The organism is Acetobacter sp. ESL1128 (genome assembly GCF_058505085.1).
The window spans coordinates 2,077,508-2,102,080 of sequence record NZ_CP196369.1; the positions used below are offsets into that span (position 1 = coordinate 2,077,508).

Annotated in this window: 21 protein-coding genes and 1 tRNA gene; 8 read left to right on the forward strand and 14 right to left on the reverse strand. The window is 59.1% G+C overall.

Annotated elements, in window-relative coordinates:
• Window positions 1-102: 102 nt before the first annotated feature.
• From ACSYTG_RS09630 to ACSYTG_RS09655, 6 genes are all read right to left on the reverse strand, one after another.
• Entirely contained in the window at window positions 103-2,142 is a 2,040-nt protein-coding gene (locus ACSYTG_RS09630) for a putative bifunctional diguanylate cyclase/phosphodiesterase (RefSeq protein WP_489783816.1), read from the reverse strand.
• A gap of 174 nt (window positions 2,143-2,316) precedes the next feature.
• Complete coding sequence (locus ACSYTG_RS09635) at window positions 2,317-2,970, reverse strand: helix-turn-helix transcriptional regulator (RefSeq protein WP_489783817.1); 654 nt, start codon at window positions 2,968-2,970, stop codon at window positions 2,317-2,319.
• Window positions 2,967-3,215 (reverse strand): hypothetical protein, encoded by a 249-nt coding sequence (locus ACSYTG_RS09640; protein WP_489783851.1) that lies wholly within the window; start codon window positions 3,213-3,215, stop codon window positions 2,967-2,969. The genes ACSYTG_RS09635 and ACSYTG_RS09640 overlap by 4 nt, the downstream gene beginning before the upstream one ends.
• A 62-nt stretch (window positions 3,216-3,277) precedes the next feature.
• Entirely contained in the window at window positions 3,278-5,695 is a 2,418-nt protein-coding gene (locus ACSYTG_RS09645; protein ID WP_415424508.1) for a glucose/quinate/shikimate family membrane-bound PQQ-dependent dehydrogenase, read from the reverse strand.
• 211 nt (window positions 5,696-5,906) lie between these two features.
• Entirely contained in the window at window positions 5,907-7,352 is a 1,446-nt protein-coding gene (gene glnA / locus ACSYTG_RS09650) for a type I glutamate--ammonia ligase (RefSeq protein WP_086645185.1), read from the reverse strand.
• Between the two features lie 103 nt (window positions 7,353-7,455).
• The gene (locus tag ACSYTG_RS09655) at window positions 7,456-7,794 is read right to left on the reverse strand and encodes a P-II family nitrogen regulator (RefSeq protein WP_025826259.1); all 339 of its coding nucleotides are present in this window, start codon (window positions 7,792-7,794) and stop codon (window positions 7,456-7,458) included.
• A 241-nt stretch (window positions 7,795-8,035) separates the two neighbouring features.
• On the opposite strand from ACSYTG_RS09655, the gene ACSYTG_RS09660 reads away from it, so the two are divergent.
• From ACSYTG_RS09660 to ACSYTG_RS09685, 6 genes are all read left to right on the forward strand, one after another.
• The gene (locus tag ACSYTG_RS09660) at window positions 8,036-9,196 is read left to right on the forward strand and encodes an aminotransferase (protein WP_489783818.1); all 1,161 of its coding nucleotides are present in this window, start codon (window positions 8,036-8,038) and stop codon (window positions 9,194-9,196) included.
• A gap of 78 nt (window positions 9,197-9,274) precedes the next feature.
• A tRNA-His gene (locus ACSYTG_RS09665) sits at window positions 9,275-9,350 on the forward strand.
• A gap of 180 nt (window positions 9,351-9,530) precedes the next feature.
• Window positions 9,531-9,974: a hypothetical protein gene (locus ACSYTG_RS09670; RefSeq protein WP_143221878.1), complete on the forward strand. Its 444-nt coding sequence runs from the start codon at window positions 9,531-9,533 to the stop codon at window positions 9,972-9,974.
• A gap of 271 nt (window positions 9,975-10,245) precedes the next feature.
• Window positions 10,246-11,466 carry an NADP-dependent isocitrate dehydrogenase gene (locus ACSYTG_RS09675; RefSeq protein WP_415424509.1) on the forward strand — a complete coding sequence of 407 codons (1,221 nt, stop codon included), beginning with the start codon at window positions 10,246-10,248 and terminating at the stop codon, window positions 11,464-11,466.
• A gap of 177 nt (window positions 11,467-11,643) precedes the next feature.
• Window positions 11,644-12,663, forward strand: coding sequence for an NAD(P)/FAD-dependent oxidoreductase (locus ACSYTG_RS09680; RefSeq protein ID WP_278741640.1), 1,020 nt, complete (start codon window positions 11,644-11,646; stop codon window positions 12,661-12,663).
• Between the two features lie 140 nt (window positions 12,664-12,803).
• On the forward strand, window positions 12,804-14,060 hold the full coding sequence (locus tag ACSYTG_RS09685; RefSeq protein ID WP_489783819.1) for a D-amino acid dehydrogenase: 1,257 nt from the start codon (window positions 12,804-12,806) through the stop codon (window positions 14,058-14,060).
• Window positions 14,061-14,195: 135 nt separating this feature from the next.
• Here the strand turns inward: ACSYTG_RS09685 and ACSYTG_RS09690 are convergent, their stop codons facing one another.
• Complete coding sequence (locus ACSYTG_RS09690; protein WP_489783820.1) at window positions 14,196-14,489, reverse strand: hypothetical protein; 294 nt, start codon at window positions 14,487-14,489, stop codon at window positions 14,196-14,198.
• Between the two features lie 367 nt (window positions 14,490-14,856).
• The gene (gene typA, locus ACSYTG_RS09695; RefSeq protein ID WP_086645368.1) at window positions 14,857-16,677 is read right to left on the reverse strand and encodes a translational GTPase TypA; all 1,821 of its coding nucleotides are present in this window, start codon (window positions 16,675-16,677) and stop codon (window positions 14,857-14,859) included.
• Window positions 16,678-16,965: 288 nt separating this feature from the next.
• On the opposite strand from typA, the gene ACSYTG_RS09700 reads away from it, so the two are divergent.
• Complete coding sequence (locus ACSYTG_RS09700; protein ID WP_489783821.1) at window positions 16,966-18,123, forward strand: MFS transporter; 1,158 nt, start codon at window positions 16,966-16,968, stop codon at window positions 18,121-18,123.
• A gap of 77 nt (window positions 18,124-18,200) precedes the next feature.
• Here ACSYTG_RS09700 and ACSYTG_RS09705 read toward each other — a convergent pair whose 3' ends face one another.
• The 5 genes from ACSYTG_RS09705 to ACSYTG_RS09725 all read right to left on the reverse strand — a co-directional run bounded on the left by ACSYTG_RS09705 (window position 18,201) and on the right by ACSYTG_RS09725 (window position 23,361).
• A complete protein-coding gene (locus ACSYTG_RS09705; protein ID WP_086645177.1) occupies window positions 18,201-19,433 on the reverse strand; it encodes an SMP-30/gluconolactonase/LRE family protein in 1,233 nt (410 codons plus the stop codon).
• A gap of 128 nt (window positions 19,434-19,561) precedes the next feature.
• Window positions 19,562-21,022 carry a pyruvate kinase gene (gene pyk, locus ACSYTG_RS09710; protein ID WP_489783822.1) on the reverse strand — a complete coding sequence of 487 codons (1,461 nt, stop codon included), beginning with the start codon at window positions 21,020-21,022 and terminating at the stop codon, window positions 19,562-19,564.
• Window positions 21,023-21,057: 35 nt separating this feature from the next.
• Window positions 21,058-22,068, reverse strand: a complete 1,011-nt coding sequence (locus ACSYTG_RS09715) for an SH3 domain-containing protein (RefSeq protein WP_086645175.1) — start codon at window positions 22,066-22,068, stop codon at window positions 21,058-21,060.
• Window positions 22,069-22,202: 134 nt separating this feature from the next.
• Window positions 22,203-22,595, reverse strand: coding sequence for a DsrE family protein (locus ACSYTG_RS09720; protein WP_489783823.1), 393 nt, complete (start codon window positions 22,593-22,595; stop codon window positions 22,203-22,205).
• Entirely contained in the window at window positions 22,588-23,361 is a 774-nt protein-coding gene (locus ACSYTG_RS09725; protein ID WP_489783824.1) for a HesA/MoeB/ThiF family protein, read from the reverse strand. Before ACSYTG_RS09725 ends, ACSYTG_RS09720 begins: the two co-directional genes overlap by 8 nt.
• Window positions 23,362-23,552: 191 nt before the next feature.
• Here ACSYTG_RS09725 and ACSYTG_RS09730 point away from each other — a divergent pair, with 191 nt between their 5' ends.
• Entirely contained in the window at window positions 23,553-24,173 is a 621-nt protein-coding gene (locus tag ACSYTG_RS09730) for a DUF2939 domain-containing protein (RefSeq protein ID WP_095349120.1), read from the forward strand.
• Window positions 24,174-24,250: 77 nt separating this feature from the next.
• Here ACSYTG_RS09730 and ACSYTG_RS09735 read toward each other — a convergent pair whose 3' ends face one another.
• The gene (locus ACSYTG_RS09735) at window positions 24,251-24,478 is read right to left on the reverse strand and encodes a DUF3126 family protein (RefSeq protein WP_086645366.1); all 228 of its coding nucleotides are present in this window, start codon (window positions 24,476-24,478) and stop codon (window positions 24,251-24,253) included.
• Window positions 24,479-24,573 lie beyond the last annotated feature (95 nt).

Genomic DNA, 24,573 nt, shown 5'->3' on the forward strand with positions numbered 1-24,573 from the left:
AAGAGAAAAGTCAGCCTGTTCCTCTGCCTTGGACACCACTTTCGCGCAATTTTTTAACGCACGGGTGCTTTGCCCTGCCCGCACCCCTCCCCCACATGCAGGCTAGAGGGCGTGATTCATGGTGATCTGGCCATTTTTAACAATATCCGCCAGTGCCGCAGGCCGCCCGAGCAAAAAGCCCTGTGCCTCATCACACCCGGCGGCGTTGAGCATGCTCAACTGGTCTGCAGTTTCGATCCCCTCTGCCATAACCGGAATATCAAACGCCTTGCCCAGAGCCAGCACAGCCCGCACAACTGCCTGCGTATGGTCGCTGGTTTGCGCGGCCCCAAAAAACGAACGGTCAATTTTTATGCGGTCAAAAGGGAACCTGCGCAGTGTATCAAGCGAGGAATACCCCGTGCCAAAATCATCCAGCGCCAGACTGACCCCCATATCCTTGATCTGGTGCAGCACCTGCAGGGCACGGGCCTGATCGGCAATAATGGTCGATTCTGTCAGTTCGAGTTCAAGCCTTTGGGGGGGCAGCCCGGTTTCTTCCAGAACATTGGCAACAATGCGGGCTATGTTGGAATGGACAAACTGCATGCCCGACAGGTTGACCGCAACCGTATAGGGCTGATGCCACCGCACGGCCTCGGCACAAACGGAACGGAGCACCCATTCCCCGATCTGCAGGATCAGATCGCTCTCTTCGGCCAGCGGAATAAAGTCATCGGGCATAATGGTGCCCCGCGTGGGGTGCTGCCACCGCACCAGTGCCTCGTACCCACGGATTTCTCCCGTAGCGATCACCCTTTGCACCTGATAGCAGATGGTTAGCTGCCCCGCCTTGACCGCCTGCCGCAGGTCTGCGGAGAGCTTGCGCCGGGTGCGCACTTTTTCGTCCATCGAGGGTTCGTAAAAACACGGATGCCGCCCCGGATCAGCCTTGGCGCGATACATGGCCAGATCGGCATTGTTGATCAGGGTTTCCTTATCCGCTGCATGGTCGGGCCATATGGCCACCCCCAGACTGGCACCCGGCAGCACTTCCGATTCCTCAAACCGGATGGGCTTGAACAGCACCTCCTCCAGCCTGCGCAAAAACCCCTTGATCTGCTCAGCCGACACAACACGGCACAGGGCCAGAAACTCATCCCCTCCGGTGCGGGCAATAAACTCGCCGCTATGATCATGCAGCAAACCGCGCAACCGCCGCCCCAGAATACGCAGAACTTCATCCCCGGCCCTATGGCCACGCAGGTCGTTAATTTCCTTAAACCTGTTCAGGTCGATCCCGATCAGCGCCAGCCTGCCGTTGTTCTCCCGCGCCCAGTCCAGCTCAAGGTCGAGGCGTTGATGAAAGTTCAGCCGGTTGGGCAGGCCGGTCAATGTGTCGTTCAGGGCCATACGCCGGAGCTTTTCCACCGACTCTGCCCGTGAACTATCGTCGATCATGCCGCTGACAAGCCCGCCCCCAAGAATAAGGAAGGACATGATGGCAATGGCTGCGGCCAGCACCAGCGAATCCTCGGAATGCCCCATGCTCTCCAAAGCATGCGGCCCCGCCTGCACATGGTAGGCCGCCATACCAATAAAATGGACGGAAAGAACAGCCAGTGCCAGCACACCGGCCATACAGGCAATGACCCGCCGCCCGGGCCTGACCCCTGCACGCACAGCCAGCACACTCAGTACAATGGCGGCCAGCACCGAAAGCACAAGGCAGGGCATGTTCCATGTTGTCTGCCCCTGCACCCGGTAGGCCAACATGCCGGTATAATGCATGGCAACAATAGCCAGCCCGACAATGACCCCGCCCATTTCCGGCAGAAAGCGGGCAAACCGGCAGGTCGCCAGCATAAAGCCAACTGTGCTGCCAAAAACGGCAATCAGCAGGGATATGCTGGTCAGCAAGGGGTCAAACCGTGCGGGCGTATCCCCCGCATAACCCAGCATGGCCACAAAATGTGTGCACCAGATTGCAACGCCGCTGGAAAGGGCGGTCAAAAAAAGCCACGCGTACCACTGGTTGTTTTTGGCCCGTAAAGCATGCCGGAACAAAGAGGCGGTGACTGCGGAGCCAGAGATGCATAGCAAGGCAGCTACACAGACCAGCCCGAGGTTATGCTGGCCAATAATGCACCTTACAACCATCATCAGACGCACGCCCCACTTTTTAACATATTGATAAAACAATAAATTTTAAAAAATCTACTGCAATAAACTCAAAACTGACCAAACCCGCGACCAAAACCGTCGCCTTATGCAACATTATTCGGCACAGTTTTTTTAAAAATCAAACACTCTCTGTCCTTTTAAAAATAGTTTTTCTCAAACTGTCATCATGACAATCCTGTGCAGCCATGCCTCCCCTTCCCGCGCGGGGGGCGCGTGCACCTCCCCCCCGCGAAAAGAGCAGACGGCTGGCCCGTCCTGCACATCCAGCATCAACCCCATAACAGGCTCACGGCCTGGGCCGTGCATCAGAACCCGGTCCCCCTCCCGCAGCGGGAGAGAAGGCACCACAACAACTGCCCCACCATCGCGCACGACCGGCTCCATGCCATCGGTGTCCACCCGCACAACATAGGCATCGGGCTCGCCCCACCATTGGCCGGGGGATTCCTCCTGCACCCACACCGGCCCGCAGGGCAGGCCATTCTGGTCGAAAACACCGGTCTGCTGGAGCATGGAATATGCAAGGGTGCGTAACAGCCCGGCCCCTTCGGCCTGCGCGGCCGGGTTCAGCCTCTCGCCCGCAACGGAGCGGGCAAAAACTGCCAGCGGCACCTGCAAAACCTCCAGCACCCGCAAAAGCGTGGGGAGCGATGGCCAGCGCATGGCACCATTTGCCCCCACCCTGCGCGAAGGATTGAGCGCCGTGGCATCCAGCCCCGCCGCCCGCGCAAGGGCGGAAGGTGTAAACCCGCGCTCACGCGCAAGCACGTCCAGCGTATGCCAGAAGACCTGCGACTGCGCGATCATGACCGGGAAGATGAATTGGGGGCAGTTTTGCCCTGCTGCCTGAGCACTTCCTGCGCATGGCGGGCCAGCCCTGCATCGGTTGCCACAAAGCGTGACTGCGCTGTGCGCTCTGCCAGCCCCATGCGCTCAAGCCGCTCAAGGCATGGGCCATCCATCAGGCCACAGGGGCGACCATCTGCACCGGCAAGGTAGAGCCTGTGCAGGGCGGAGCGGCAACATGTTTCCAGGTAAGGGTCATTCCACATTCCATGCAGGATCACCGATCCCGCATGGAACTGCAAGGCTTACTCCGTGGCTCTACCCGTTATCAGCGGGGTGCTTCGGGCAGGGCATAAGCCACGATGTAATCCCCTTCCTTTGTGCCAAAGGAGCCATGCCCGCCATCAACCGTCACAACATACTGGCGGCCATTGGCCTCGTACGTCATGGGGGTGGACTGGCCACCTGCGGGCAGGCGATCCGCCCACAGGACCTTGCCGGTCGTAACATCATAGGCACGGATGTAATAATCGGCTGTAGAGGTCAGGAACGCGACCCCACCCGCTGTGATGATCGGCCCGCCAAGGGAGGGAATACCCACCTTAAAGCCCAATGGCAGGGGGGAGCTGTCCCGCGTTGTGCCGTTCCGGTGCTGCCAGATAATGCTGTTGGTCTTCAGGTCCACCCCGGCCACATAGCCCCAGCCGGGCTGCTTGCACGGAATACCAAGGGGGGACAGGAACGGATGCAGCTCCACCCCGAACGGCGTGCCGTACTGAGGCTGCAACCCGTTCTCTCCCCCGCTTGCGGCAGGGTCATGCGTGGTTGGCGGCACAACCTGATTATCAGTCGGGCGCGGCACAAGGCGGGAGACAAACGGAATGGCAATGGGGTTGGCAAACGCCACCTGCCGCACGGGGTCAACGGCCAGACCACCCCATTCAAACATGCCCAGATTACCGGGGAAAACCAGCGTGCCCTGCACGGAGGGCGGCGTAAACGGCCCTTCGTAACGCAACTTCTTGAACATGATCCGGCACACCAGCTGGTCCAGCATGGTGGCACCCCACATATCCCCATCCGTCAGCTTGTTTTTGGGGCGGAAGGTCAGCTGAGAAAACGGCTGGGTTGCCCAGACATGGTCGCCCTGTGCGGCACCCTGCGGCACAGGCTGCTCGGGGGCAGGCACCAGCAGTTGCCCGTTACGGCGGTCGAGCACAAAAATATTGCCTGTTTTGGCCGGAGCATACAGCGCGGGAATAACCGTGCCATCTTCCTGCCTGAAGTCGATCAGGCTGGGCTGGGCCGGCACATCCATGTCCCACAGGTCGTGGTGGACCGTCTGGTAGAACCAGACCTTGTGCCCTGTCTGGGCATCCAGCGCCAGAATGCCTGATGCGTACCGCTCCTGCACATCTGTCCGTTTGCCACCCCATATGTCGGGCGTTGCCACACCGGTAGGAATGTAAAGCAGGCCCAGCTTGGCATCATAAGCTGAAACAATCCACGAATTGGGGGAATTGGGTGTGTATTCGTGGCTGTCGGAGGGGAGCTGGTTCGGGTCCTCATTCCCCGGGTCAAACGCCCAGACCAGCTTGCCGCTATACAGGTCATACGCCCGCGTCACACCCGAGGGTTCGTGCGTGGAGTAGTTATCCGTAACCGCGCCAGAGATAATGACAAACCTGTCCGTCACCACAGGGGGGGATGTCGGTTCATAAAACCCAAGGACACGCATGGGCATGCCCTCGGTCAGGTCCACAATACCCTTATTGCCAAACGCCGGGCACACCTGACCCGTTTTTGCGTCCAGCGCCATCAGTCGCCCGTCATTGGTCGGCAGGAAAATACGCTCTGCACAGGACACAGGCGTTGCCGCACCGTCCTGCACCTCTGCACCATCTGCGGCACGGGGGGGCGTTACCGCATAGGACACGCCACGGCAGGTCAGATGCTGGAATGTCGGGTTAACCACCAGCTTGGGGTCAAACCGCCAGACCTGCTTGCCGGTCGCTGCATCCAGCGCGAACACAACCTGATGGGGGGAACACAGGTAGAGCGTGTTGCCAACCTTGATCGGGGTTGTCTCATCCGTGACTTCCACCGGATCATCCGGCCCGCGCAGGTCGTGGGTTCTAAAGGTCCAGGCAACCTTGAGCTTGTCTACATTGCCCGTGGTAATCTGATTAAGGGGGGAATAACGGTCCCCCGCCTGCGTGCGCCCATAGGATGGCCAGTCCTGCGCTGGCACAGCCGCCGCATCCCCCGGAAGCTGCACACCTGCGTAAACAGCCTGCGCACGGGGGAGCACGCCCGCCATATCCTGCGGGTCCTGCGTGAGTGCGTAACCATACACACCCAAACCAGCTACAATAACCGCCAGCAGGGGAACACGGTTCCAGATGGATGCCGGCTGCAAGGCCCCTGCAACAAAAGGCAGCAGCAGCCATACCCCTAGCGGTAAAATAACATCCCCTCTGGGGGCGAGTGCCCAGAAGTCAAACCCCGCCTCGGCCACGGACCAGACCAGTGTGCCCGCGGCAACGGCCGCATAAAGCCACAATGCCTCGCGCCGCTGCGCCCAGAGCAGCCCACCTGTGGCCATAAGGGCCAAGCCGCATACTGCATAAAAAGCAGAGCCACCCAGCACGGCCAGCCAGCCGCCTCCCCCCGCCAGAACAAAACCAAGCACAACGCAAAGCAGCGCCGTGATTTTTGACAGACTATGGGAACGGCCGCCTTGCATGACCGGCATTCTCCTTGCGTTACAGAAAACCATTTTGTGGGATGGAAACGGTTATTCAGAGTTGATCAATTTTATTTCCGAAAAAATCTATCATATTATAATCGAAAAATGAATAAGTTTTCATTTCAGGATAAATCATAAAAAAAACGCGGCCCCCGTGTGGGAGCCGCGCCTTTTATTCATCCATTCCTTAGCCCCTGAGGGCCCGGGATTAGACGGAGTAGTACATTTCGAACTCAACCGGGTGCGGCGTGTGTTCAAAGCGGTACACATCATTCCATTTCAGGGTGATGTAGCTTTCAATCTGGTCTTTGGTGAACACGCCACCAGCCAGCAGGAACTCGTGATCAGCGGTCAGAGCTTCCAGCGCTTCACGCAGGGAGCCGGCAACTGTCGGGATCTGCTTCAGCTCTTCGGGCGGCAGGTCGTACAGATCCTTGTCCATGGCATCGCCAGGGTGGATCTTGTTCTTGATACCGTCCAGACCCGCCATCAGCATTGCGGAGAATGCCAGGTAAGGGTTAGCCGTGGGGTCGGGGAAGCGCACTTCAACGCGCTTGGCCTTCGGGCTGGTTGCGTACGGAATACGGCAAGAAGCGGAGCGGTTGCGGGCAGAGTATGCCAGCAGCACGGGTGCTTCAAAGCCCGGAATCAGACGCTTGTAGGAGTTGGTGGACGGGTTGGTAAAGGCGTTCAGCGCCTTGGCATGCTTGATGATCCCGCCGATGTAGTACAGCGCCGTATCGGACAGGTCCGCATAGCCATTGCCAGCAAAGGTGGACTTGCCGTCTTTCCAGATGGACTGGTGGACATGCATGCCCGAGCCGTTATCGCCAAAGATCGGCTTCGGCATGAACGTGGCGGTCTTGCCATAGGAGTGCGCCACGTTGTGCACACAGTATTTGTAAATCTGCATGAAGTCGGCGGAGCGGACCAGCGTTTCAAACTTGGTGCCAAGTTCGTGCTGGGACTGCGCAACCTCATGGTGGTGCTTTTCAATGGCCAGGCCCATTTCGCCCATGGTTGCCAGCATTTCAGCGCGCAGGTCGCTTTCGCTGTCAACGGGAGCAACGGGGAAGTAACCACCCTTTACACCGGGGCGATGGCCCATGTTGCCTTCGGGGTAGTCCTTGAGGGACGCATCAGGCCCTTCGATGCTGTCGAGCTGGTAGGTGCCGTAGTTGGGGCCCGTGCCGAACTGGACGTTATCGAAAATGAAGAACTCGGCTTCGGGGCCAAAGAAGGCCGTGTCACCCAGACCGGAGGACTTCAGGTACTGCTCGGCCAGCTTGGCGGTGGAGCGGGGGTCGCGGTTATAGGGCTGCCCGGTGGACGGCTCGATAATATCGCAGAACAGGATAAGCTGGGGACGGGCGGAAAAGGGGTCCATAACAGCCGATGTGGGATCGGGCAGCAGAACCATGTCGCTTTCGTTAATGGCTTTCCAGCCTGCGATGGAAGACCCGTCGAACATAAAGCCGTCGGTAAAGCTGTCTTCCTCAATGGTGCTGACGTGCTGGCACGTGTGCTGCCATTTGCCGTGCGTGTCCGTAAACCGCAGGTCAACCAGTTCGACCGAATGTTCCTGAATCAGGTCAAAAACCTTGGCAATTGCAGCAGCCTTGCTGTCGCCCGCCGAAGCTGTTTTCTTCACCATGCTCTCTTCACCTAAAAAGCCTGTTTATGTTCCGCACCCTGCGGAAACATGCTGTGGAATTGTGGAGCCCGCCTTGCCCGAGCCTGCTGACATGCAGCAGGGATCAGATCGCGTCTTCTCCTCGCTCACCCGTGCGGATTCGAACTACATCATCCACCGGGATCACGAAAATTTTGCCATCACCGATCCGTCCGGTGCGCGCAGCCGTGGAGATAGCCTCCACAGCCCGTTCCACCATGGAAGCGGGACAGACAACCTCGATTTTCATCTTTGGAAGAAAGTCAACAATGTATTCAGCGCCGCGATAAAGCTCTGTATGGCCTTTCTGGCGTCCGAAACCCTTGGCTTCGATCACGGTAATACCCTGCAACCCGAGCTCGTGAAGGGCTTCCTTCACTTCATCAAGCTTGAAGGGCTTTATAATGGCCTCGATCTTTTTCATCTCGCGTCGTCAACACACCGTTGCTGGACCCGCATGGGGGCCTGTACTCTCTTGTTCTTTTGCCTGACCCGTTACAAACCTCAGGCACCAGACCCGAACACACTTGCACGGCTTGACCCGTCGGGCAATCGGGTAGATGCGGATTTGTATCGGTAAAGCATTAAACAGAAGTTTCATCCCGACCGTTTCGGTTCCGTCTCCTTCTTTCTTCTTTTCCGCCTGCCGGGCAAGGGAATTTGTAATGACAAAAGCTTTTAACAGGCAGTTTGCCGATCTTCCTGTTACAATTTTTACGGTCATGTCCGCTCTGGCCCGCCAGCATGGCGCCATTAACCTCGGGCAGGGTTTTCCTGACCAGGAAGGCCCGCAGGACATGATTCGCCTTGCAGCCGATGCCCTGCTTGACGGACAGAACCAGTATGCACCCCTGACAGGACTACCCGAACTACGCGCGGCCGTGGCACAGGCCAACCTGCGCTTTCAGGGCATTACGGTCGATGCCGATTCGGAAGTCGTGGTCACATCCGGCGCAACGGAAGCGCTGGCCGCATCCCTTATGGCCCTGATCGAGCCGGGGGATGAAGTGGTGCTGATGGAACCGTTATACGACACCTACCTGCCCGTTATCCGCCAGCTGGGCGGCGTGCCGCGCATTGTGCGGCTACAAGCACCAGACTGGGCATTGCCCCGGCAAGCACTGGCCGATGCTTTTTCCGACCGCACCAAGGTAATTATCCTCAACTCCCCCATGAACCCGACCGGCAAGGTGTTCACGGCGGACGAGCTGGCCTTTGTTGCCACGCTGGTACAGCAGCACGATACGTTCGCCATCTGCGATGAGGTTTACGAACATCTGGTGTTCAACACCCCACACATCTCGCTCATGTCCCTGCCCGGCATGCGTGAGCGCTGCGTGCGTATTGGAAGTGCAGGCAAGAGTTTTTCCCTGACCGGCTGGAAGGTGGGCTACGCCACGGCCCCTGCCCCACTGGCTGCCGTTATTGCCAAGGCGCACCAGAACCTTGTGTTTGCCACCCCACCCAACCTGCAACGCGCCGTAGCATTTGGGCTGAACAAAGATACAGCCTATTTTACCACCCTTGCGCAGGACATGGCCACGCAGGGGGCAATCCTTGCCTCCGGCCTGCAACGCCTGGGCTTTGGTGTGCTGCCTTATCAGGGGAGCTACTTTATCATGGCCGACATTACCCCGCTGGCCAACGGGCAGGACGATGTGGCCTTTACCCGCATGCTTACGGAGCAGGCGCGTGTTACTGCCATTCCCGCCTCCGCATTTTATGCAGCCGAGCCGCCCCGCAACCTGATCCGCTTTGCCTTTTGCAAACGCCCCGAGGTGCTCATGGAAGCGCTGAACCGTCTGGAGGCATGGAAAAACCGGTAAAACGGTTTTTTCCACCAATTCCGCAATTATCCAATTGACGGACCACACTCTTTTCTCTAAACGTCCGCTTGCTGTGCGGCGGACGTAGCTCAGCTGGTAGAGCGCCGGTTTGTGGTACCGGTGGTCGCGGGTTCAAGTCCCGTCGTTCGCCCCAGCATATTTCCTTTTAAAATCAGGTTTTCCAAAACCACCAGCCCTAGGCTGCCATAACGGCGGCACAGGCGCTACCAGAACACGCCTCTCACACAAAAAAATGCAGGCAACAGGCTGGTTCAGGCCAGAATCCCGGTTTGGTGTATTTTCCAACACCGTGGCAATGGCATAAAACCACACAATGCAAAGCACGTTGCCCCCCATAAGCCTGCTCGCCCTGATTATGCTTCCAGCCTGCACTGCCCCTGTGGCCCCACCCAACACGCCACCGGCTGAAGCCGCATTGTATCGGGCCAAACAGACCTGTCTGGACACCTACCAGACCCGCCCCGGACAGGTTGCCAAGGATAACATGAGCAAGCTGATGACCTGCCTTGCCAGAGCCACCCAAAAATACGGGCGACAGGCTTATGGTCCCTATGCCCCCATTTATATGGATGGTGCCTCAAAAGGGGTGGAAGCCGCCCGGCACCTGCGCGAAGGCATTTACACCCCCGACCAGTTCGGGAGTGAGATCGGGCTTATTCAGGAGCAGGAAAATTCGGCCCTTGTGCAACAAAAAGCACAGATGAACACCCCGATGGACCCTATTTTGCAGCCAGTCCCTGCCGCCCCAAACCGTTAACCCGCACCCGGCCACGAGGCCGGAGCCTTACGCAACCACCACTCCCTGCGGACCTGACCGGAATGTGATGAACCGGGCCAACCGGGCATAAAAACGGCCTGTTCCCGCCAGATATCCGCATAAAGCCCATACCCCTGTCCCGAATGTGAAGTGCGGAGCTGTTTACGGCTGCGGCAAGCTGTTCAATCCATACAGTGCATGACGCTCATACATATTGCGCAGCATTTGTGAGAACGAACAAGAAAACCATGTCGGAAATGGATTGGTAATCATGGCTAAAATCAAGGTCAAAAACCCGGTTGTGGAAATGGACGGGGATGAAATGACCCGCATTATCTGGCACTTCATCCGCGAGCGGCTGATCCTGCCTTATCTGGATATTGACCTCAAATACTACGATCTGGGCATTGAACACCGCGACGCCACGAATGATCAGGTCACCGTTGATGCCGCCGAAGCCACAAAGCGCTACGGCGTTGCGGTCAAGTGCGCCACCATCACACCGGACGAAGCCCGGGTGAAGGAATTCGGCCTGAAAAAAATGTATCGCTCCCCCAATGGCACCATCCGGAACATTCTGGACGGCACCATTTTCCGCGAGCCCATCATCTGCTCCAACGTGCCCCGTCTGGTGCCTCACTGGACAAAGCCGATCGTGATTGGCCGCCATGCCTACGGAGACATCTACCGCGCTGCGGAAACAAAAATTCCCGGCCCCGGCAAAGTCACGCTGAACTATGTGCCAGATGACGGGGGAGAGCCCATTACGCTGGATGTGCATGACTTCAAAGGCCCCGGTGTAACGCTGGGCATGCACAACACCCGTGCATCCATTGAAGGGTTTGCCCGGGCTTCCCTCTCCTACGGGCGCGACCGCGGTCTGCCGGTTTACCTGTCCACCAAAAACACCATTCTCAAAGCCTATGACGGCATGTTCAAGGACGTGTTCGCCGAGGTGTATGAAAACGAGTTCAAGGCCGAATTTGAAAAACTGGGCCTGACCTACGAACACCGCCTGATTGATGACATGGTGGCCTGTGCCCTCAAATGGCCCGGTGGCTATGTGTGGGCCTGCAAGAACTACGATGGCGATGTGGAAAGCGACATTGTAGCACAAGGCTTTGGCAGCCTTGGCTTGATGACATCCGTCCTGCTCAGCCCCTCTGGCGATGTGGTGGAAGCCGAAGCCGCCCACGGCACGGTAACCCGCCATTACCGCGAACACCAGAAGGGCAACCCCACCAGCACCAACCCCATTGCTTCCATTTTTGCATGGACTCGCGGGCTGGCCTATCGCGGCCGATTTGATAACACCCCGGACGTGGTGCACTTTGCCAACACACTGGAAAAAGTGTGCATTGATACGGTGGAAGCCGGGCAGATGACCAAGGACCTTGCCCAGCTTGTTGGCAAAAACGCCCAGTGGCTCAACACTCAGGACTTCCTGGATGTGCTGGACGCACAGCTGAAAAAAGAACTGGCCAAAGCCTGAACCCCATACCGGCAGGCCCGCAGTGTGCGGGCCTGCTTTTTACTCCCCCCACCAGCAAGCACCGCAGAGCCTGCCAAATATGCCAAAGGTCATGCCATTTGCCATTGCGTCCAAACCGGCGCTGACGCAAAACAGGGCTTTGAATCTTAGCATAACCTTAAGAGCAGGACCCTGCGCATGTCAGTCATCCCCGCAGAAACAGACGTAGCCATTATAGGGGCAGGCCCGGCCGGGCTGTTTGCCGCTTTCCAATGCGCCATGCTGCGCCTGCGCTGCGTGCTCATTGATGTTCTGCCCGAAGTGGGCGGCCAGTGCGCGGCCCTTTACCCCGAAAAACCGATTTACGACATTCCCGCCTGCCCCGCCGTGGAAGGTGCCGAACTGATTGCCAATCTGGAACGCCAGATTGCCCCGTTTGATATTCCCCGCCTGCTCAAGCACCGGGTCGAGGGGCTGAGTGGCCAGCGCGGAGACTTCTCGCTCACCACGGACAAAGGCGCTCAACTGCACGCCAAGGCCGTGATTATTGCCGCTGGTGCTGGCGCTTTTGGCCCCAACCGTCCCCCGCTGGATGGCCTTGGTGCGTATGAGGAAAGTGGCGCGGTACAATACTACGTGCGCCGCAAGGCAGACTTCCAGAACAAGCGCATCGTGATTGCTGGCGGCGGGGATTCTGCACTGGACTGGGCGCTCTCCCTCAAGGATACGGCTGCAAAGCTTTATCTGGTACACCGGCGTGACCGCTTCCGTGGGGCACCAGAAAGCCTGCGCCAACTGGATGAAGCCGTAGCCGCCGGGCAGATTGAAAAAGTGGTGCCCTACCAGCTCCACGGCCTGCAAGGCAGCAATGGCGCACTGAACGGCGTAGATGTGATTGACATGGACGGTGCCACCCGCACGCTGGAAGCCGATGTGCTGCTGCCCTTCTTTGGTCTGGCAACCGACCTTGGCCCCGTTGCCCGCTGGGGAATGGATACCCAGCGCTCCACCATTCCCGTTACCCCCTCCAATTGCGAAACAAGCCTTGCTGGCATTTTTGCTATTGGGGATGTGGCAACCTACCCCGGCAAGCTCAAGCTGATCCTGCAAGGCTTTAGCGAGGCTGCCATGGCCGCCCACGCCATTCATCCCATCATTTACCCCGAGCAGGCCCTGCACTTTGAATATTCGACCAGCAAGGGCGTTCCTGCCGCGTAATCTGCGCCATTCAACCTGCCGGGCAGCCTGCCATAATGCCACCGCCTTTGCCGGGTAGGGGGTAAAGGCAGGGTGTCCCGCAGGCCCCGCTTCCATACTGGCGGGAGAGTTCTCTCCCATCCTCTTATAAGGATGAAGCCGTGAAAATCATTATCCTTGGCGCAGGCGTGGTTGGCGTAACCTCTGCTTGGTACCTCAACGCCCAGGGGCATGACGTAACCGTTATAGACCGCCAGCCCGCCCCTGCCCTGGAAACATCTTTTGCCAATGCGGGTCAGGTTTCACCCGGCTATTCCTCCCCCTGGGCAGCACCCGGCCTGCCCTGGCAGGCCACGACATGGATGCTGCACCCCCGCCACAGCCCGCTGGTCATTCGCAAACGGCTGGACCTGGCCATGCTGCGCTGGTTGCGACAACTGCTGAAAAACTGCAACGCGCAGTCTTATGCACTCAACAAGGCCCGCATGCTCCGCGTGGCCGAATACAGCCGCGATTGCCTTGACGCCCTGCGCGAGGAAACCGGCATGACCTATGATGACCGGCAGCAAGGGCTGATCCAGCTTTTCCGGACGGACCAGCAGATCAGCAAAAGCCAGCGCGACATGCGCCTGCTGGCCGAAAGCGGCATACCCCACCAGTTACTTGGCGTGGACGATATTCTGGACCAAGAACCGGGACTACGCCATGCAGCCCATCTGCTCAAAGGGGGGCTTTTCCTCCCCAATGACCAGTCGGGGGATGCGCATATCTTTACCCAAAGGCTGGCCCGCATGGCCGAAGCCAAAGGGGTGCGCTTTCTTTACAACACCACCATCAAAGGGCTGGATGCCACGGCAGGCACGGTTGTTTCCGTCAGGACCAGTGCCGGGCATCTGAGCGCAGATGCCTATGTTATGGCGCTGGGCAGCTACAGCGCCCGCCTGCTACGCCCACTTGGGCTACATCTGCCGATATACCCCGTTAAAGGCTATTCCCTGACTCTCCCCTTAACAGATGAGAGCCATGCCCCGGTTTCTACGGTGAATGATGCGTTCTACAAAGTCTCCATCACACGGCTGGGCAACCGGATACGGGTGGGCGGCACGGCGGAACTGACCGGGTATAACCTCAAGCTCAGCCCCGACCGGCGGGAAACACTTGAACTCTCTTTTTCCGAACTCTATGGCGGGGGCGACCTGAGTGCCGCCACATACTGGACCGGCCTGCGCCCCTGCACACCCGATGGCACACCCATTATTGGCCCGGCCACGCCCTTTGGGAACCTATGGCTCAACACAGGCCACGGCACATTAGGCTGGACCATGGCCTGCGGCTCCGGCCGCCTGATTGCAGACATGATTGATGGCCGCAAAACCGATATTCCTGCGTTGGATCTGGCTTTAACCCGCTACGGTTAAACGGCGGCCACCAGCCAGCAGACACAAGAAAAGGGCCGGAGAATTTCTTCCCCGGCCCTTTTACTTTTAAGGCTCTTATGCCTCCACATCACCGATGGGCTGGCTTATGCCACCCCACCGCTGGATATGGCAGACTTACTGAGCGGGTTCAGCAGCCGGAGCAGCTTCACCTTCAGCAGCCTTCTTGGCGCCTTTTTTGGCGTGGTGCTTGCTGCCATGCTTGGCATGCTTTGCGTGCTTTTCAGCTTTCTTGCCTTCTTCAGCTGCTGCTGCGGGAGCTGCAGCTTCAGGAGCGGCGGGAGCTGCAACAGCCGGTGCGGAGGGAGCAGCAGGCGCTGCAGGTGCTGCGACTTCCTGTGCGAAGGAAGGAGCGGCAGCGCCCATCAGAGCGACTGTGGAAAGAGCTGCGAGCAGACGACGAGAAATCATTTCTTAAATCTCCAATACAACCGGCCAGAATTCCTTGAGTTTTACTGCACCATCCCGTGCAAAAAACATCAGCCGGTTTCTGACTACATGCATAACACGGCATAAACAGGCCGTCTGCGTTTAAAATTTGCGCAACATTTTCACTTATTATGAGTTTAACGCACTCGCGCCACATTTTTGCCTTATTGTGGGAGTCCCCAACAAAAAAAACGCACAAAAATGGCGGTTTTCCTTGGCTTTATGAAGAAGCACCTAGTTTTCAGGTCTGTAATGCACCCGAAAAAAGTGATTCTTGCCACAGAGTAACCTTAGTTCGCCCGTGCCCACAAAAAACAAGGGCCACGCTTGCGCGTGGCCCTTGGGTCAATCAGCCTTCGCGGCTTTTGGACCGCTTTTTACGCTCGTTCGGGTCCAGGTAACGCTTACGCAGACGAATGGCCGAAGGGGTCACTTCCACCAGTTCATCGTCTTCAATGTAAGCAATCGCCTGTTCCAGAGACATGCGGCGCGGCGGGGTCAGCATCAGAGCGTCGTCCTTGCCGGATGCGCGCATGTTGGTCAGCTTCTTTTCACGAACCGGGTTAACTTCCAGATCGTTTTCACGCGAATGCTCACCAATGATCATGCCGACGTAAACTTTTTCGCCAGCATCCACAAACAGCGTGCCACGTTCTTGCAGGGAGAACAGGGAGTACGTTGTGGTGTTGCCATCTTCAGCCGAGATCAGCGAACCATTGCGGCGTCCTTCAATGCTGCCAGCATAAGGCTGATAGCCATGGAACAGACGGTTCATGATACCTGTGCCGCGCGTGTCGGTCAGGAATTCGCCGTGGTAGCCGATCAGCCCGCGTGAGGGGATGATGAAGGTCAGGCGTACCTTGTCCCCACCGGAGGGGCGCATGTCCTGCATCTGGCCTTTACGCAGAGACATCTTCTCCACGACCACGCCGGAATAGGGCTCGTCCACGTCAATGGTGACTTCTTCGTACGGTTCTTCGCGTTCACCGGTTTCTTCGTTCGTGCGGAACAGCACGCGCGGACGGCCGATGGTCAGCTCAAACCCTTCACGGCGCATGGTTTCGATCAGCACACCAAGCTGAAGTTCACCACGGCCAGCCACTTCAAACGCTTCGCTCTCGGGGCTGTCGGTCACGCGAATAGCAATATTGCTTTCGGTTTCCTTGAACAGACGGTCACGAATCTGGCGGGACGTTACCTTTTTGCCTTCACGGCCACCCAGAGGGCCATCGTTCAGGCGGAAGGTCATGGACAGGGTCGGCGGGTCAACCGGAATGGCATGCAGCGGTTCCACAATTTCAGGTGCTGCAATCGTATCCGGAATGGTAGCTTCGGACAGACCGGCCACGGCCACGATGTCCCCTGCTTCCACTTCTTCAACCGCAACGCGTTCAAGGCCACGGAAGGAGAGCAGCTTGGTCAGGCGGCCCGTTTCAACCACGGAGCCATCTGCGCGCAGCACCTTGACGGGCATGTTCACACGGGCACGGCCCTGTTCGACACGACCGGTGAGCACGCGCCCGAGGAAGTTGTCGTTTTCAAGGATTGTGGCCGTCATGGCGAACGGCTTTTCCTTGTCCAGCACGGGGGCGGGCACATGCTTGAGGATCAGGTCGAACATGGGGCTGAGGTCCTTACGGGCCCCTTCCAGTTCCAGATCGGCCCAGCCCTGACGGCCAGAGGCGTACAGCATGGGGAAGTCGAGCTGTTCGTCATTCGCGCCAAGGGCTGCGAACAGGTCAAACACTTCGTTATGAACTTCGTCGGGGCGGGCATCGCCACGGTCGATCTTGTTCACGACCACGATCGGCTTGAGCCCACGGGCCAGAGCCTTGCCCACAACGAACTTGGTCTGGGGCAGAGCGCCTTCTGCAGAGTCGACCAGCACAACCGCGCCGTCCACCATGCTCAGAATACGTTCCACTTCCCCGCCAAAGTCGGCGTGTCCGGGGGTGTCGATAATGTTGATGCGGGTATCTTTCCACACAACAGACGTGCATTTCGCCAGAATGGTAATACCACGCTCACGTTCCAGATCATTGCTGTCCATGGCGCGTTCAGCAACGTGCTGATGCTCGTGGAAAGAGCCAGACTGTTTCAGCAGTTCGTCAACGAGAGTGGTCTTGCCATGATCGACGTGTGCAATGATGGCGATATTGCGGATATCCATGAAGTCGGCCTGATTGCTCCTGCGCGCCTTACCGCCTCCTCCGTGCTTGAAAGGGCGGTCAGCGATCGCTGTGGTGTTTGCGTGGCGCACAGATAGCCCTCCCCGCACCAGAATGCACGTAAAATTCTTATGTCTGCCCCACATGGGGGTTGGCCTGAGCCCTGTGTGCGTCAGAACCAGAGCGCCACGGCACAGGCCCGATAGCCCGATCCAACGGGTTCCCCCCTGTGCGACTCCGCTGGTCTTTTTTGTTTTACGCCGCACCCGCCAACAACCCGGAAGGACCGCATGCCGGGCCACGCCCCCCCTTTAAATCCGCGCATCCAGTTCTGGCCCACAGCCACACTGACGTTTATGGGCCTTGTTTTTGGGCTGGTCATGGGGCTGGGCGCTCCCCTTTTTACGCTCGACCTGACAGATCTGGGGTACGGCACGGGCATGGTGGCGGCCAACAGCATGATGCATGCATTGGGCGCGCTGGGCATTGCGCCCTTCATGCCCCGTCTGGCCAGACGCCTTGGGCCACGGCGTGCCATTTTTCTGGCTCTTATGGGGGCTGGGGTTACACTTCTGCTTTTTCCGCCAAGCCATTCCATCTGGCCGTGGTTTCCGCTGCGTGTGCTGCTCGGGGCCTTTTGCGAGGTCATTCTGGTTCTCTCTGAAAGCTGGCTGAACCAGATAACAGACAACCATGCACGCGGCCGGGTGATGGGGCTTTACAACACGCTGCTTTTTATTGGCATTGCCATAGGCCCGGCCCTGCTCAGCCTGACCGGTCGACAGGGAAACCTGCCATTTTTTGCCACTGCGGCCCTCCTGCTGCTGGGAGCTGCCGTAACACAGGCCCCATGGATGGTGGCCCCACCTCCTGCGGCACCGACGCGGCACCGGCTCTGGCGTTACCTGTGGCTGGCCCCCATTGCCATTACCGCAACATTGCTGATTGCCATGCTGGATGCCGCAGCCACCTCCTTTCTGGCACTTTATGCCATCCAGTCCGGCTGGAGCGAGCGGGCGGCAACCCTGCTGCTGAGCGTGATGCTGCTGGGGGCAACGGTCATGCAGGTGCCCATTGGCTGGATTGGAGACAGAACCAACCGGCGGTCCCTACAGATCATTCTGGCATTGCTGGCCTGTGGTGGCGCGTTGCTCTGGCCTTTGGCCATGCACCAGCCTGCTTTTGCCTACCCGCTTATGTTTGTGTGGGACGGAGCATTTGCCAGCCTGTATTCCGTTGCCATGGCCGCCGCAGGCAACCGCTACCGCGATGGAGACCTGATTGCCATATACGCCCTGTGCTCGCTGGCATGGGGGCTGGGCAGCTTTACCGGCCCGGCCATAAGTGCGGCAGCCATGCAGGCCAGCCCCCACGGGCTTGCCCTTTTTGCCGCCACTTTATGCGGGCTGTTTGCCCTGCTGCCCCTGATTTTGAAAAAGAGCGTGTAATACGCTCCCAACCTGCCGTGCCGCGGCTTATCCTGCCACAAAGCCCTATTTACTGGCTTTAAAAAACAGAGGAGTGCTCAGGCCGGGCCAGCGCCTTGGGTATTCACCTGAAGGCTGTAAAGAGCCCCCCCTGCGCACATGAACAGCCAGTCCCGCTTGGGACCACCAAAGGTCAGGTTGGACACACCATGAGGCAGGCGGATGCGCCCGATCAAATGCCCTTCGGGGTTGAAGATGAACACTCCGCACAGGCCAAGTGGGCCGCTTACGCCACACCAGAGATTGCCATAAATATCGGCCTTGAGCCCGTCGGGAATCATCTGGACCCCTTCAAAGCGCATATTGGTAAACAGCCTTGGATTGGAGAGGGGGAGTTCCTGCCTGTGCAGGTCAAACTCATGCACGGCCAGATCCCCATCATGCCCGCCGGCCCCACTCTGCCGCCCTGTGGAAATAACGTACAGGTGCGAAAAATCGGGCGAAAAACACAACCCGTTGGGGTTGGGCAACTGGTCCTGCGTTAACACGACATCAATCCGCCCCGAAGGATCAACCCGGAACGTGTGGTCGGGCTGTTTGTGCATGCCGCCCACAGCGCCGATCAGTTCTTCCCCCACCCGCCAGCGAATACGCCCATCGGGGTTGGCCTCCCCCCCGGCAGCATCAGCGTGGCCTTCTGCAACGCTGGCTCCGTACCCCGGGTCCGTAAACCAGATACTACCATCGGGGTGGGCAATCACATCATTGGGAGAACTCAGGGGTTTGCCCTCAAAATGGTCAGCCACCACATGCACCGACCCATCATGCTCCCAGCGCACAACGCGGCGTAAAAAATGCTCGCAGGAAATCTGGCGGCCCTGATAATCAAACGTATTGCCGTTGGAATGGTAGGATTCCGGGCGAAAAACCGTAACCTCGCCTGTCTCCCACAAATAGCGGTACTGTCGGCTTGTTACCGTATCGCTAAACAGCAGGTATCGCCCTTCGGAGGACCATGCCGGCCCTTCTATCCACGTCCCGCCATTCCACACTCGGTGGATGGTCGCATTACCGCTGACCAGATCGCGGAAAGAACGGTCAATAACCACCACATCAGGGTCTGGTGCGTAGGAGGGAGGCGCTTCCGGCCCCCATTGCCGGGGTGGCTGGGTGGTTACGTCTGGCGGGAAAGCAGTCGCAGCGGCACCTGCACTGGCGGCCAGAGCTTTTTGGGGCATGCTCAGGCGTGGCAGCAGCAGACCGGCAGACAGGCCGGACAACCCCCTGAGCACATTGCGCCTGACCAGCCTGTTCCGTACTGAGGTTACCATCCAAGTCCCCTGCGCCTTACCCTGCCAGCAGGCCGCCCATACGGCCCACGTCTGGCCCCGCTTTCCCGCACATACCCTGCAACGGGGGGGCTGTCACCACCAGCAGGTTCCAGCATAGCGCATAGCGCTCAGGGGATTCTGGCAACCCTGAGCAGGTTGGTGGAACCACTCACGCCAAAGGGCACACCCGCAGCGATCACGACCGAATCCCCCGGAGCGCCAACCTGTGCACGGGCCACAACAGCCAGAGCCTCCTCCACCATGCGTTCTACCGTGGTGGATGCCGTGTGCGGCGGGCTGACAAACGCCCGCACGCCCCACACAAGCGCCAGCCGCCGTGCGGCCTGCGCCGTGGGCGTAACCCCCAGCACGGGGCAGGTCGGGCGTTCACGCGCAATACGCAGGGCCGTGGCCCCCCTGTGCGTGTACGCCACAATGGCGGGAGAGCGCAGAGTAGCCGCAACCTGCTGGGTAGCACTGGCTATGGCGTCGGCCACGTAGTCTTCCGGGGCAAGGCGGGCTGCGGCCATATGGGCCTGCCAGCCTGCATCCTGCTCCACCCGCCACAAAATACGGTTCATGATCCGCACCGCCTCACGCGGGTATTGCCCTGCGGCCGATTCTGCCGAGAGCATGACTGCATCGGCCCCATCAAACACCGCAGCGGCCACGTCCGATGCCTCGGCCCGTGTGGGGGTTGGCGCGGTTATCATGCTTTCCAGCATCTGGGTTGCCACCACCACCGGTTTGCCCAGCCTGCGGGCCTCGCGGATAATCCGTTTTTGAATAAGGGGCACACTCTCTGGCGGCAGTTCCACCCCCAGATCCCCACGTGCCACCATAACCGCATCGCTCAGGGCCAGAATGGCAGACAGGTTTTCTACTGCCTGAGGTTTTTCCAGCTTGGCCAGCAATGCAGCCCGCTCACCCACAAGACTGCGGGCCTGCACCAGATCTTCGGGCCGCTGCACAAAGGAGAGGGCCACATAATCCACCCCCAGCTCCAGCGCGTAGGCCAGATCCACCTTGTCCTTTTCCGTCAGCGCCGGAATGGGCAGCGCCACATCGGGCACGTTCACCCCTTTATGGTCGGAGAGCGGGCCGCCAATTTCCACCCGCGTTGCCAGCCAGTCCGACCCGGCCTGCTCCACCACTACAGCCAGTTTGCCATCATCCATCAACAGACGGCTGCCCGGTGTGGCCACCTTGATAATTTCGGGGTGGGGGAGCTGCACGCGCGTGGCGTCCCCCAGTGTGTCGGACAGGTCAAACCTGAAAGGCGCACCCGGCACCAGTTCGACCTTGCCATCCTTAAAACGCCCGACCCGCAACTTTGGCCCCTGCATGTCGGCCAGAATACCAATCGGGCGCCCCAGTTCGGCCTCAACCTGCCTTACAAACGCGTGGCGGCTGGCATGGTCGGCATGTGTACCGTGGGAGAAGTTGAAGCGGAACACATCCGCCCCTGCCAGAGCAAGGTCACGGATGGTTGCGTAATCGGATGAAGCAGGGCCAAGTGTTGCAACAATTTTGGTGCGACAGGCCACTGCCTCTGTTTTTTTGCTATCCGGCGTTGTGACAAGAGACATAAAGCAGCTTCTCCTTAACAATCCGCCGGAAAAATTCAGGAGGGGCTGATCACGTCCTCAGCATCCACACCCCAGATGGCCCGGCGGGGCACCCATCCGTTATATTGCTTGACCGAGACCTTGCACCAGGCCGAGCCTGCTGCACACTCCCGGACCGAGCCAACCGTACCCGGCCGCAACACGGCCACTATGGCGGCATCTTCGCTGGCACCAGCGCGCATGAACACCACACCGGGCATTTTTGCCGCATCCTGCGCCGTGCCAACACTGGCAATAACCCGAGCATCCATATGCCCCGGTGGCAAGGCCTTCTCGCCTTCCTTGCTGGCCTGCGCGGGCAAGGGTGTTTCATCCCCCGGAGGTTCACCGGGGATCAGAAAATCGCGTCCGCCAGCCAATGTGGCCTGCTGCATCCAGCCTTTTTGCCCGCTGGGGTCTTCCACCAGACGCCAGACATCAAATTCCCGTTCCACCCGCACCGGCATACCCCGGCGGTGATAGACCCACAGAATGGGAAAACGCTGCCCCGGCCCGGCCCGCATGTTTACTTCATCCGAGCGCAGGGCGGCATAACGTGGCAGCGGCAGGCCGGTTACACTCCCCTTTGCAGGGTCGTTCTGCACACCTGCATCGGGTGCACCCATATCGGGTGTGCCGGGAGCAGGCGCTGCCACAGCGGCACCTGCCGCAGCCGTTGCAACAGCCGCACCCGCAGCAGCCGCGGCAACATGATGGTGCGCAGGAGCATGGTGTGCAGGCTTGGCCTGCGCGGTAGCGGTCTCATGTTTTTTGTGATGCGCGCCTTTTTTGCTGCTCCGCGTAGCAGCGGCCTCATGCTTGCCTTTGGTTTTGGCCTTACCGCTCCCGGCCTTGTGCGCGGCTGTGGCCTGTGGGGCCGTCAGGGCATGTTTGTGGTGCTTGTGGAGCGGGGGTGCCACACCATCGGCCGCAACACCGGCAGACGCCGTGATGCCAGAAAAAGCTGCCATGCAGCCCGCCACGCAGGCAAGCAGACGAAACCGGAAAGAGGAACGAGTGCACATCATGGCTGCATCCCTGCCAAGAGAGTGACGCGGGGGCAAGAGGCCGCACACACTTCGCGCATGACTTTACGTTTCACAGCAGAACAGACTTGCGCCACAACCCTGTTCAAACCGGCCTTTGCATGCGCGCTCGCCCTTTAAAACACGAGTTGTCTGGCGCGGCCTGCGCGGTCAAAAAAACTCGGCAGCCCTACGGTTTCAACCCCTGCCAGCAGGTCCTGCGCATTTAAGCCCAGTGTTTTTACGCCGGAGTCGCACACCATAAGGGTTGCCCCCATATCCACGACCGCATCACGCAGGTCATCCAGCCCGGCAACACCTGCCTGCGCGCGCATACGCGCGCCTTCGGTCGCATCAAGCCCATTCCATTCCCGGCAAAAGGCGCAAACCCCGGCCCCCATGCCAAACAGCAGAACAGTCTGACCCATGGCAGCAGCCGTGGCCGCCAGCATGTAAGCCGCATGAATACGCTCGTACCGGGACTCCACAACCAGCAAGGCCAGATCACAGGGGGGATGCACCTCAGCCATGGGCGTGCCCTCCGCCACAGACGGTGCAGGCCGAGTCCGCGCTCAGGGTCATGGTTGTAAACTTCATGCGCAGGGCATCCCACATCAGCAGTTCCCCGGCACCAGTATTGCCTAAGCCCAGTATCTGCTTGAGCGCCTGCGTTGCCTGTAGCGTGCCCATAACCCCTGTTACCGCGCCAAACACACCGGCATCACCACAGCTCAGGCCGGATGCCTGGCCGTCTGTTGCAGGGTACAGGCAGTTATAGCACCCGCCACCCTGCGTGGGGCTGAATGTGGCCAACTGCCCTTCAAACCGTTGTACTGCGGCGGAGACCAGCACCTTGCCAGCCTGCACGCAGGCAGCGTTGACCGCGTAGCGGGTAGCAAAGTTGTCACACCCGTCACACACAAGATCATACTGAGCGACAAGGTCGTGGGCATTGCCGGCATTGAGCCGCATATCCCATGCCTCCACCACAATTTCGGGGTTCAGGGCAGCCAGTTGCTCACGCGCGGTGTCCACCTTTTTGCGCCCCACGGCGCGCGTGGTGTGCAGCACCTGCCGCTGAAGGTTGGACAGTTCGACCACATCATCATCCACCAGACCGATTCGGCCCACGCCTGCGGCAGCCAGATACAAAGCCGCTGGCGCACCCAACCCACCGGCCCCTACCACAAGCACGGAGGCGTTTTTTAACGCGACCTGCCCCGTGCCGCCGACCTCGGGCAACAGAATGTGGCGAGAATAGCGCTGGATTTCATTTTCGCTGAGGTCAAGCTGCATGGGTCTTTTGTATCCGCTCCTGAGTAGTCCGGGGGCATACACGCCCCCATACACGTTATGGGCACCCTAACACTGTGTAACAAAGGTCATATTTTTGTAATAACGCATGGAACCGTACACATTATTATCTGGTTAGAAGAAGGTAACTGGTTTATAAGAATTGCACCAAACGCATATGAGGAATGTGTAACATGACAACCTTCACCCAGCCCGGACCCGCAGTCCGGCCAGCCAGTCTGCCCCGCCGCCAGACCGCGCGCCGGGTGTGTGTTGCCACGGCAGCTGCGTCGTTTGGCCTGTATCTGGCCTCCCCTTTTGTCACGTTGTGGTCTGTTGCCTCCGACCTGCAACGCCACGATGCCACAGCCCTTGGGCGGATGATCAACTGGGGTGCGCTTGATGCCTCACTCAAACGGCAGACGCTGGCTGGCCTGCACCTGAACATCCAGCCCGCAGCGGATGAACTGCCCGATTTTGGGTCGTCCTTTGCCACAACAGCCGTATCCAACGCGGTGGATACCACAGTCACACAAGCCAACCTTGGCACATTGCTGGATGAGGCCCTGCCTGCTGCCACCTCTGCAGAGCAGCCTGCCACGCCCTCTTTTGCATCGCTGGCCACGCGGGCTTCGGTCCATTTTAACCGGCTGGACCAGTTTGTTATGGAAATGCCCCTGCCCGGCCATGAGCGCGAAACGCCCCTGCGCGTTGAATTGCGTATTCAGGGTTGGAAGTGGAAAATTACCAACGTGGAATTCCCCATGCGGCGTGCGCCCGTCATGCAGGCATCGGCCACCCCTTCCAACGCCTGAATAACAGGCCGCACTGAACCCATAAAAAAAGCCAGCCCTCCCTTGCGGAGGACTGGCTTTTTTACTGGCGCTGCGGTTCAGGCGCGGGGCAGGTCTTCTTCCAGCACCACCATGTTCACGGCGTAGCTGACATCACCATCTTCATCATCACGATGAACGGTGCCGATGACTTCGCCCTTTACGGCCAGTTCGACCGACATGCCTGCACGTGGGGCCGGGTTTACGGTCAGTTCAGGCGAACCCAGCAGGCGGCGCAGCGCGCTCTGGAGGCGGGTGATCTCTGAAGCAGAAAGAGAAGCGCTCATGTCATTCATTCCTTAGTCGAGCCAAATCATGCATCAGGAAAAACGGAACACGGGGCATACCCGATCGCCCCACAAACGGCGAACGACCATTAACC

Bases quoted from the DNA above. Each gene is read 5' to 3' on its own strand.
- ACSYTG_RS09680 (WP_278741640.1), top strand. From the start codon at position 11,644: ATGTCAGTCATCCCCGCAGAAACAGACGTAGCCATTATAGGGGCAGGC.
- ACSYTG_RS09670 (WP_143221878.1), top strand. From the start codon at position 9,531: ATGCAAAGCACGTTGCCCCCCATAAGCCTGCTCGCCCTGATTATGCTT.
- ACSYTG_RS09675 (WP_415424509.1), top strand. From the start codon at position 10,246: ATGGCTAAAATCAAGGTCAAAAACCCGGTTGTGGAAATGGACGGGGAT.
- typA (WP_086645368.1), bottom strand. From the start codon at position 16,677: ATGGATATCCGCAATATCGCCATCATTGCACACGTCGATCATGGCAAG.
- ACSYTG_RS09645 (WP_415424508.1), bottom strand. From the start codon at position 5,695: ATGCAAGGCGGCCGTTCCCATAGTCTGTCAAAAATCACGGCGCTGCTT.
- ACSYTG_RS09630 (WP_489783816.1), bottom strand. From the start codon at position 2,142: ATGATGGTTGTAAGGTGCATTATTGGCCAGCATAACCTCGGGCTGGTC.
- ACSYTG_RS09725 (WP_489783824.1), bottom strand. From the start codon at position 23,361: ATGCAGCTTGACCTCAGCGAAAATGAAATCCAGCGCTATTCTCGCCAC.
- ACSYTG_RS09720 (WP_489783823.1), bottom strand. From the start codon at position 22,595: ATGGCTGAGGTGCATCCCCCCTGTGATCTGGCCTTGCTGGTTGTGGAG.
- ACSYTG_RS09735 (WP_086645366.1), bottom strand. From the start codon at position 24,478: ATGAGCGCTTCTCTTTCTGCTTCAGAGATCACCCGCCTCCAGAGCGCG.
- ACSYTG_RS09730 (WP_095349120.1), top strand. From the start codon at position 23,553: ATGACAACCTTCACCCAGCCCGGACCCGCAGTCCGGCCAGCCAGTCTG.
- ACSYTG_RS09635 (WP_489783817.1), bottom strand. From the start codon at position 2,970: ATGATCGCGCAGTCGCAGGTCTTCTGGCATACGCTGGACGTGCTTGCG.
- ACSYTG_RS09715 (WP_086645175.1), bottom strand. From the start codon at position 22,068: ATGATGTGCACTCGTTCCTCTTTCCGGTTTCGTCTGCTTGCCTGCGTG.
- ACSYTG_RS09705 (WP_086645177.1), bottom strand. From the start codon at position 19,433: ATGGTAACCTCAGTACGGAACAGGCTGGTCAGGCGCAATGTGCTCAGG.
- pyk (WP_489783822.1), bottom strand. From the start codon at position 21,022: ATGTCTCTTGTCACAACGCCGGATAGCAAAAAAACAGAGGCAGTGGCC.
- ACSYTG_RS09655 (WP_025826259.1), bottom strand. From the start codon at position 7,794: ATGAAAAAGATCGAGGCCATTATAAAGCCCTTCAAGCTTGATGAAGTG.
- glnA (WP_086645185.1), bottom strand. From the start codon at position 7,352: ATGGTGAAGAAAACAGCTTCGGCGGGCGACAGCAAGGCTGCTGCAATT.
- ACSYTG_RS09640 (WP_489783851.1), bottom strand. From the start codon at position 3,215: ATGTGGAATGACCCTTACCTGGAAACATGTTGCCGCTCCGCCCTGCAC.
- ACSYTG_RS09690 (WP_489783820.1), bottom strand. From the start codon at position 14,489: ATGATTTCTCGTCGTCTGCTCGCAGCTCTTTCCACAGTCGCTCTGATG.
- ACSYTG_RS09660 (WP_489783818.1), top strand. From the start codon at position 8,036: ATGACAAAAGCTTTTAACAGGCAGTTTGCCGATCTTCCTGTTACAATT.
- ACSYTG_RS09700 (WP_489783821.1), top strand. From the start codon at position 16,966: ATGCCGGGCCACGCCCCCCCTTTAAATCCGCGCATCCAGTTCTGGCCC.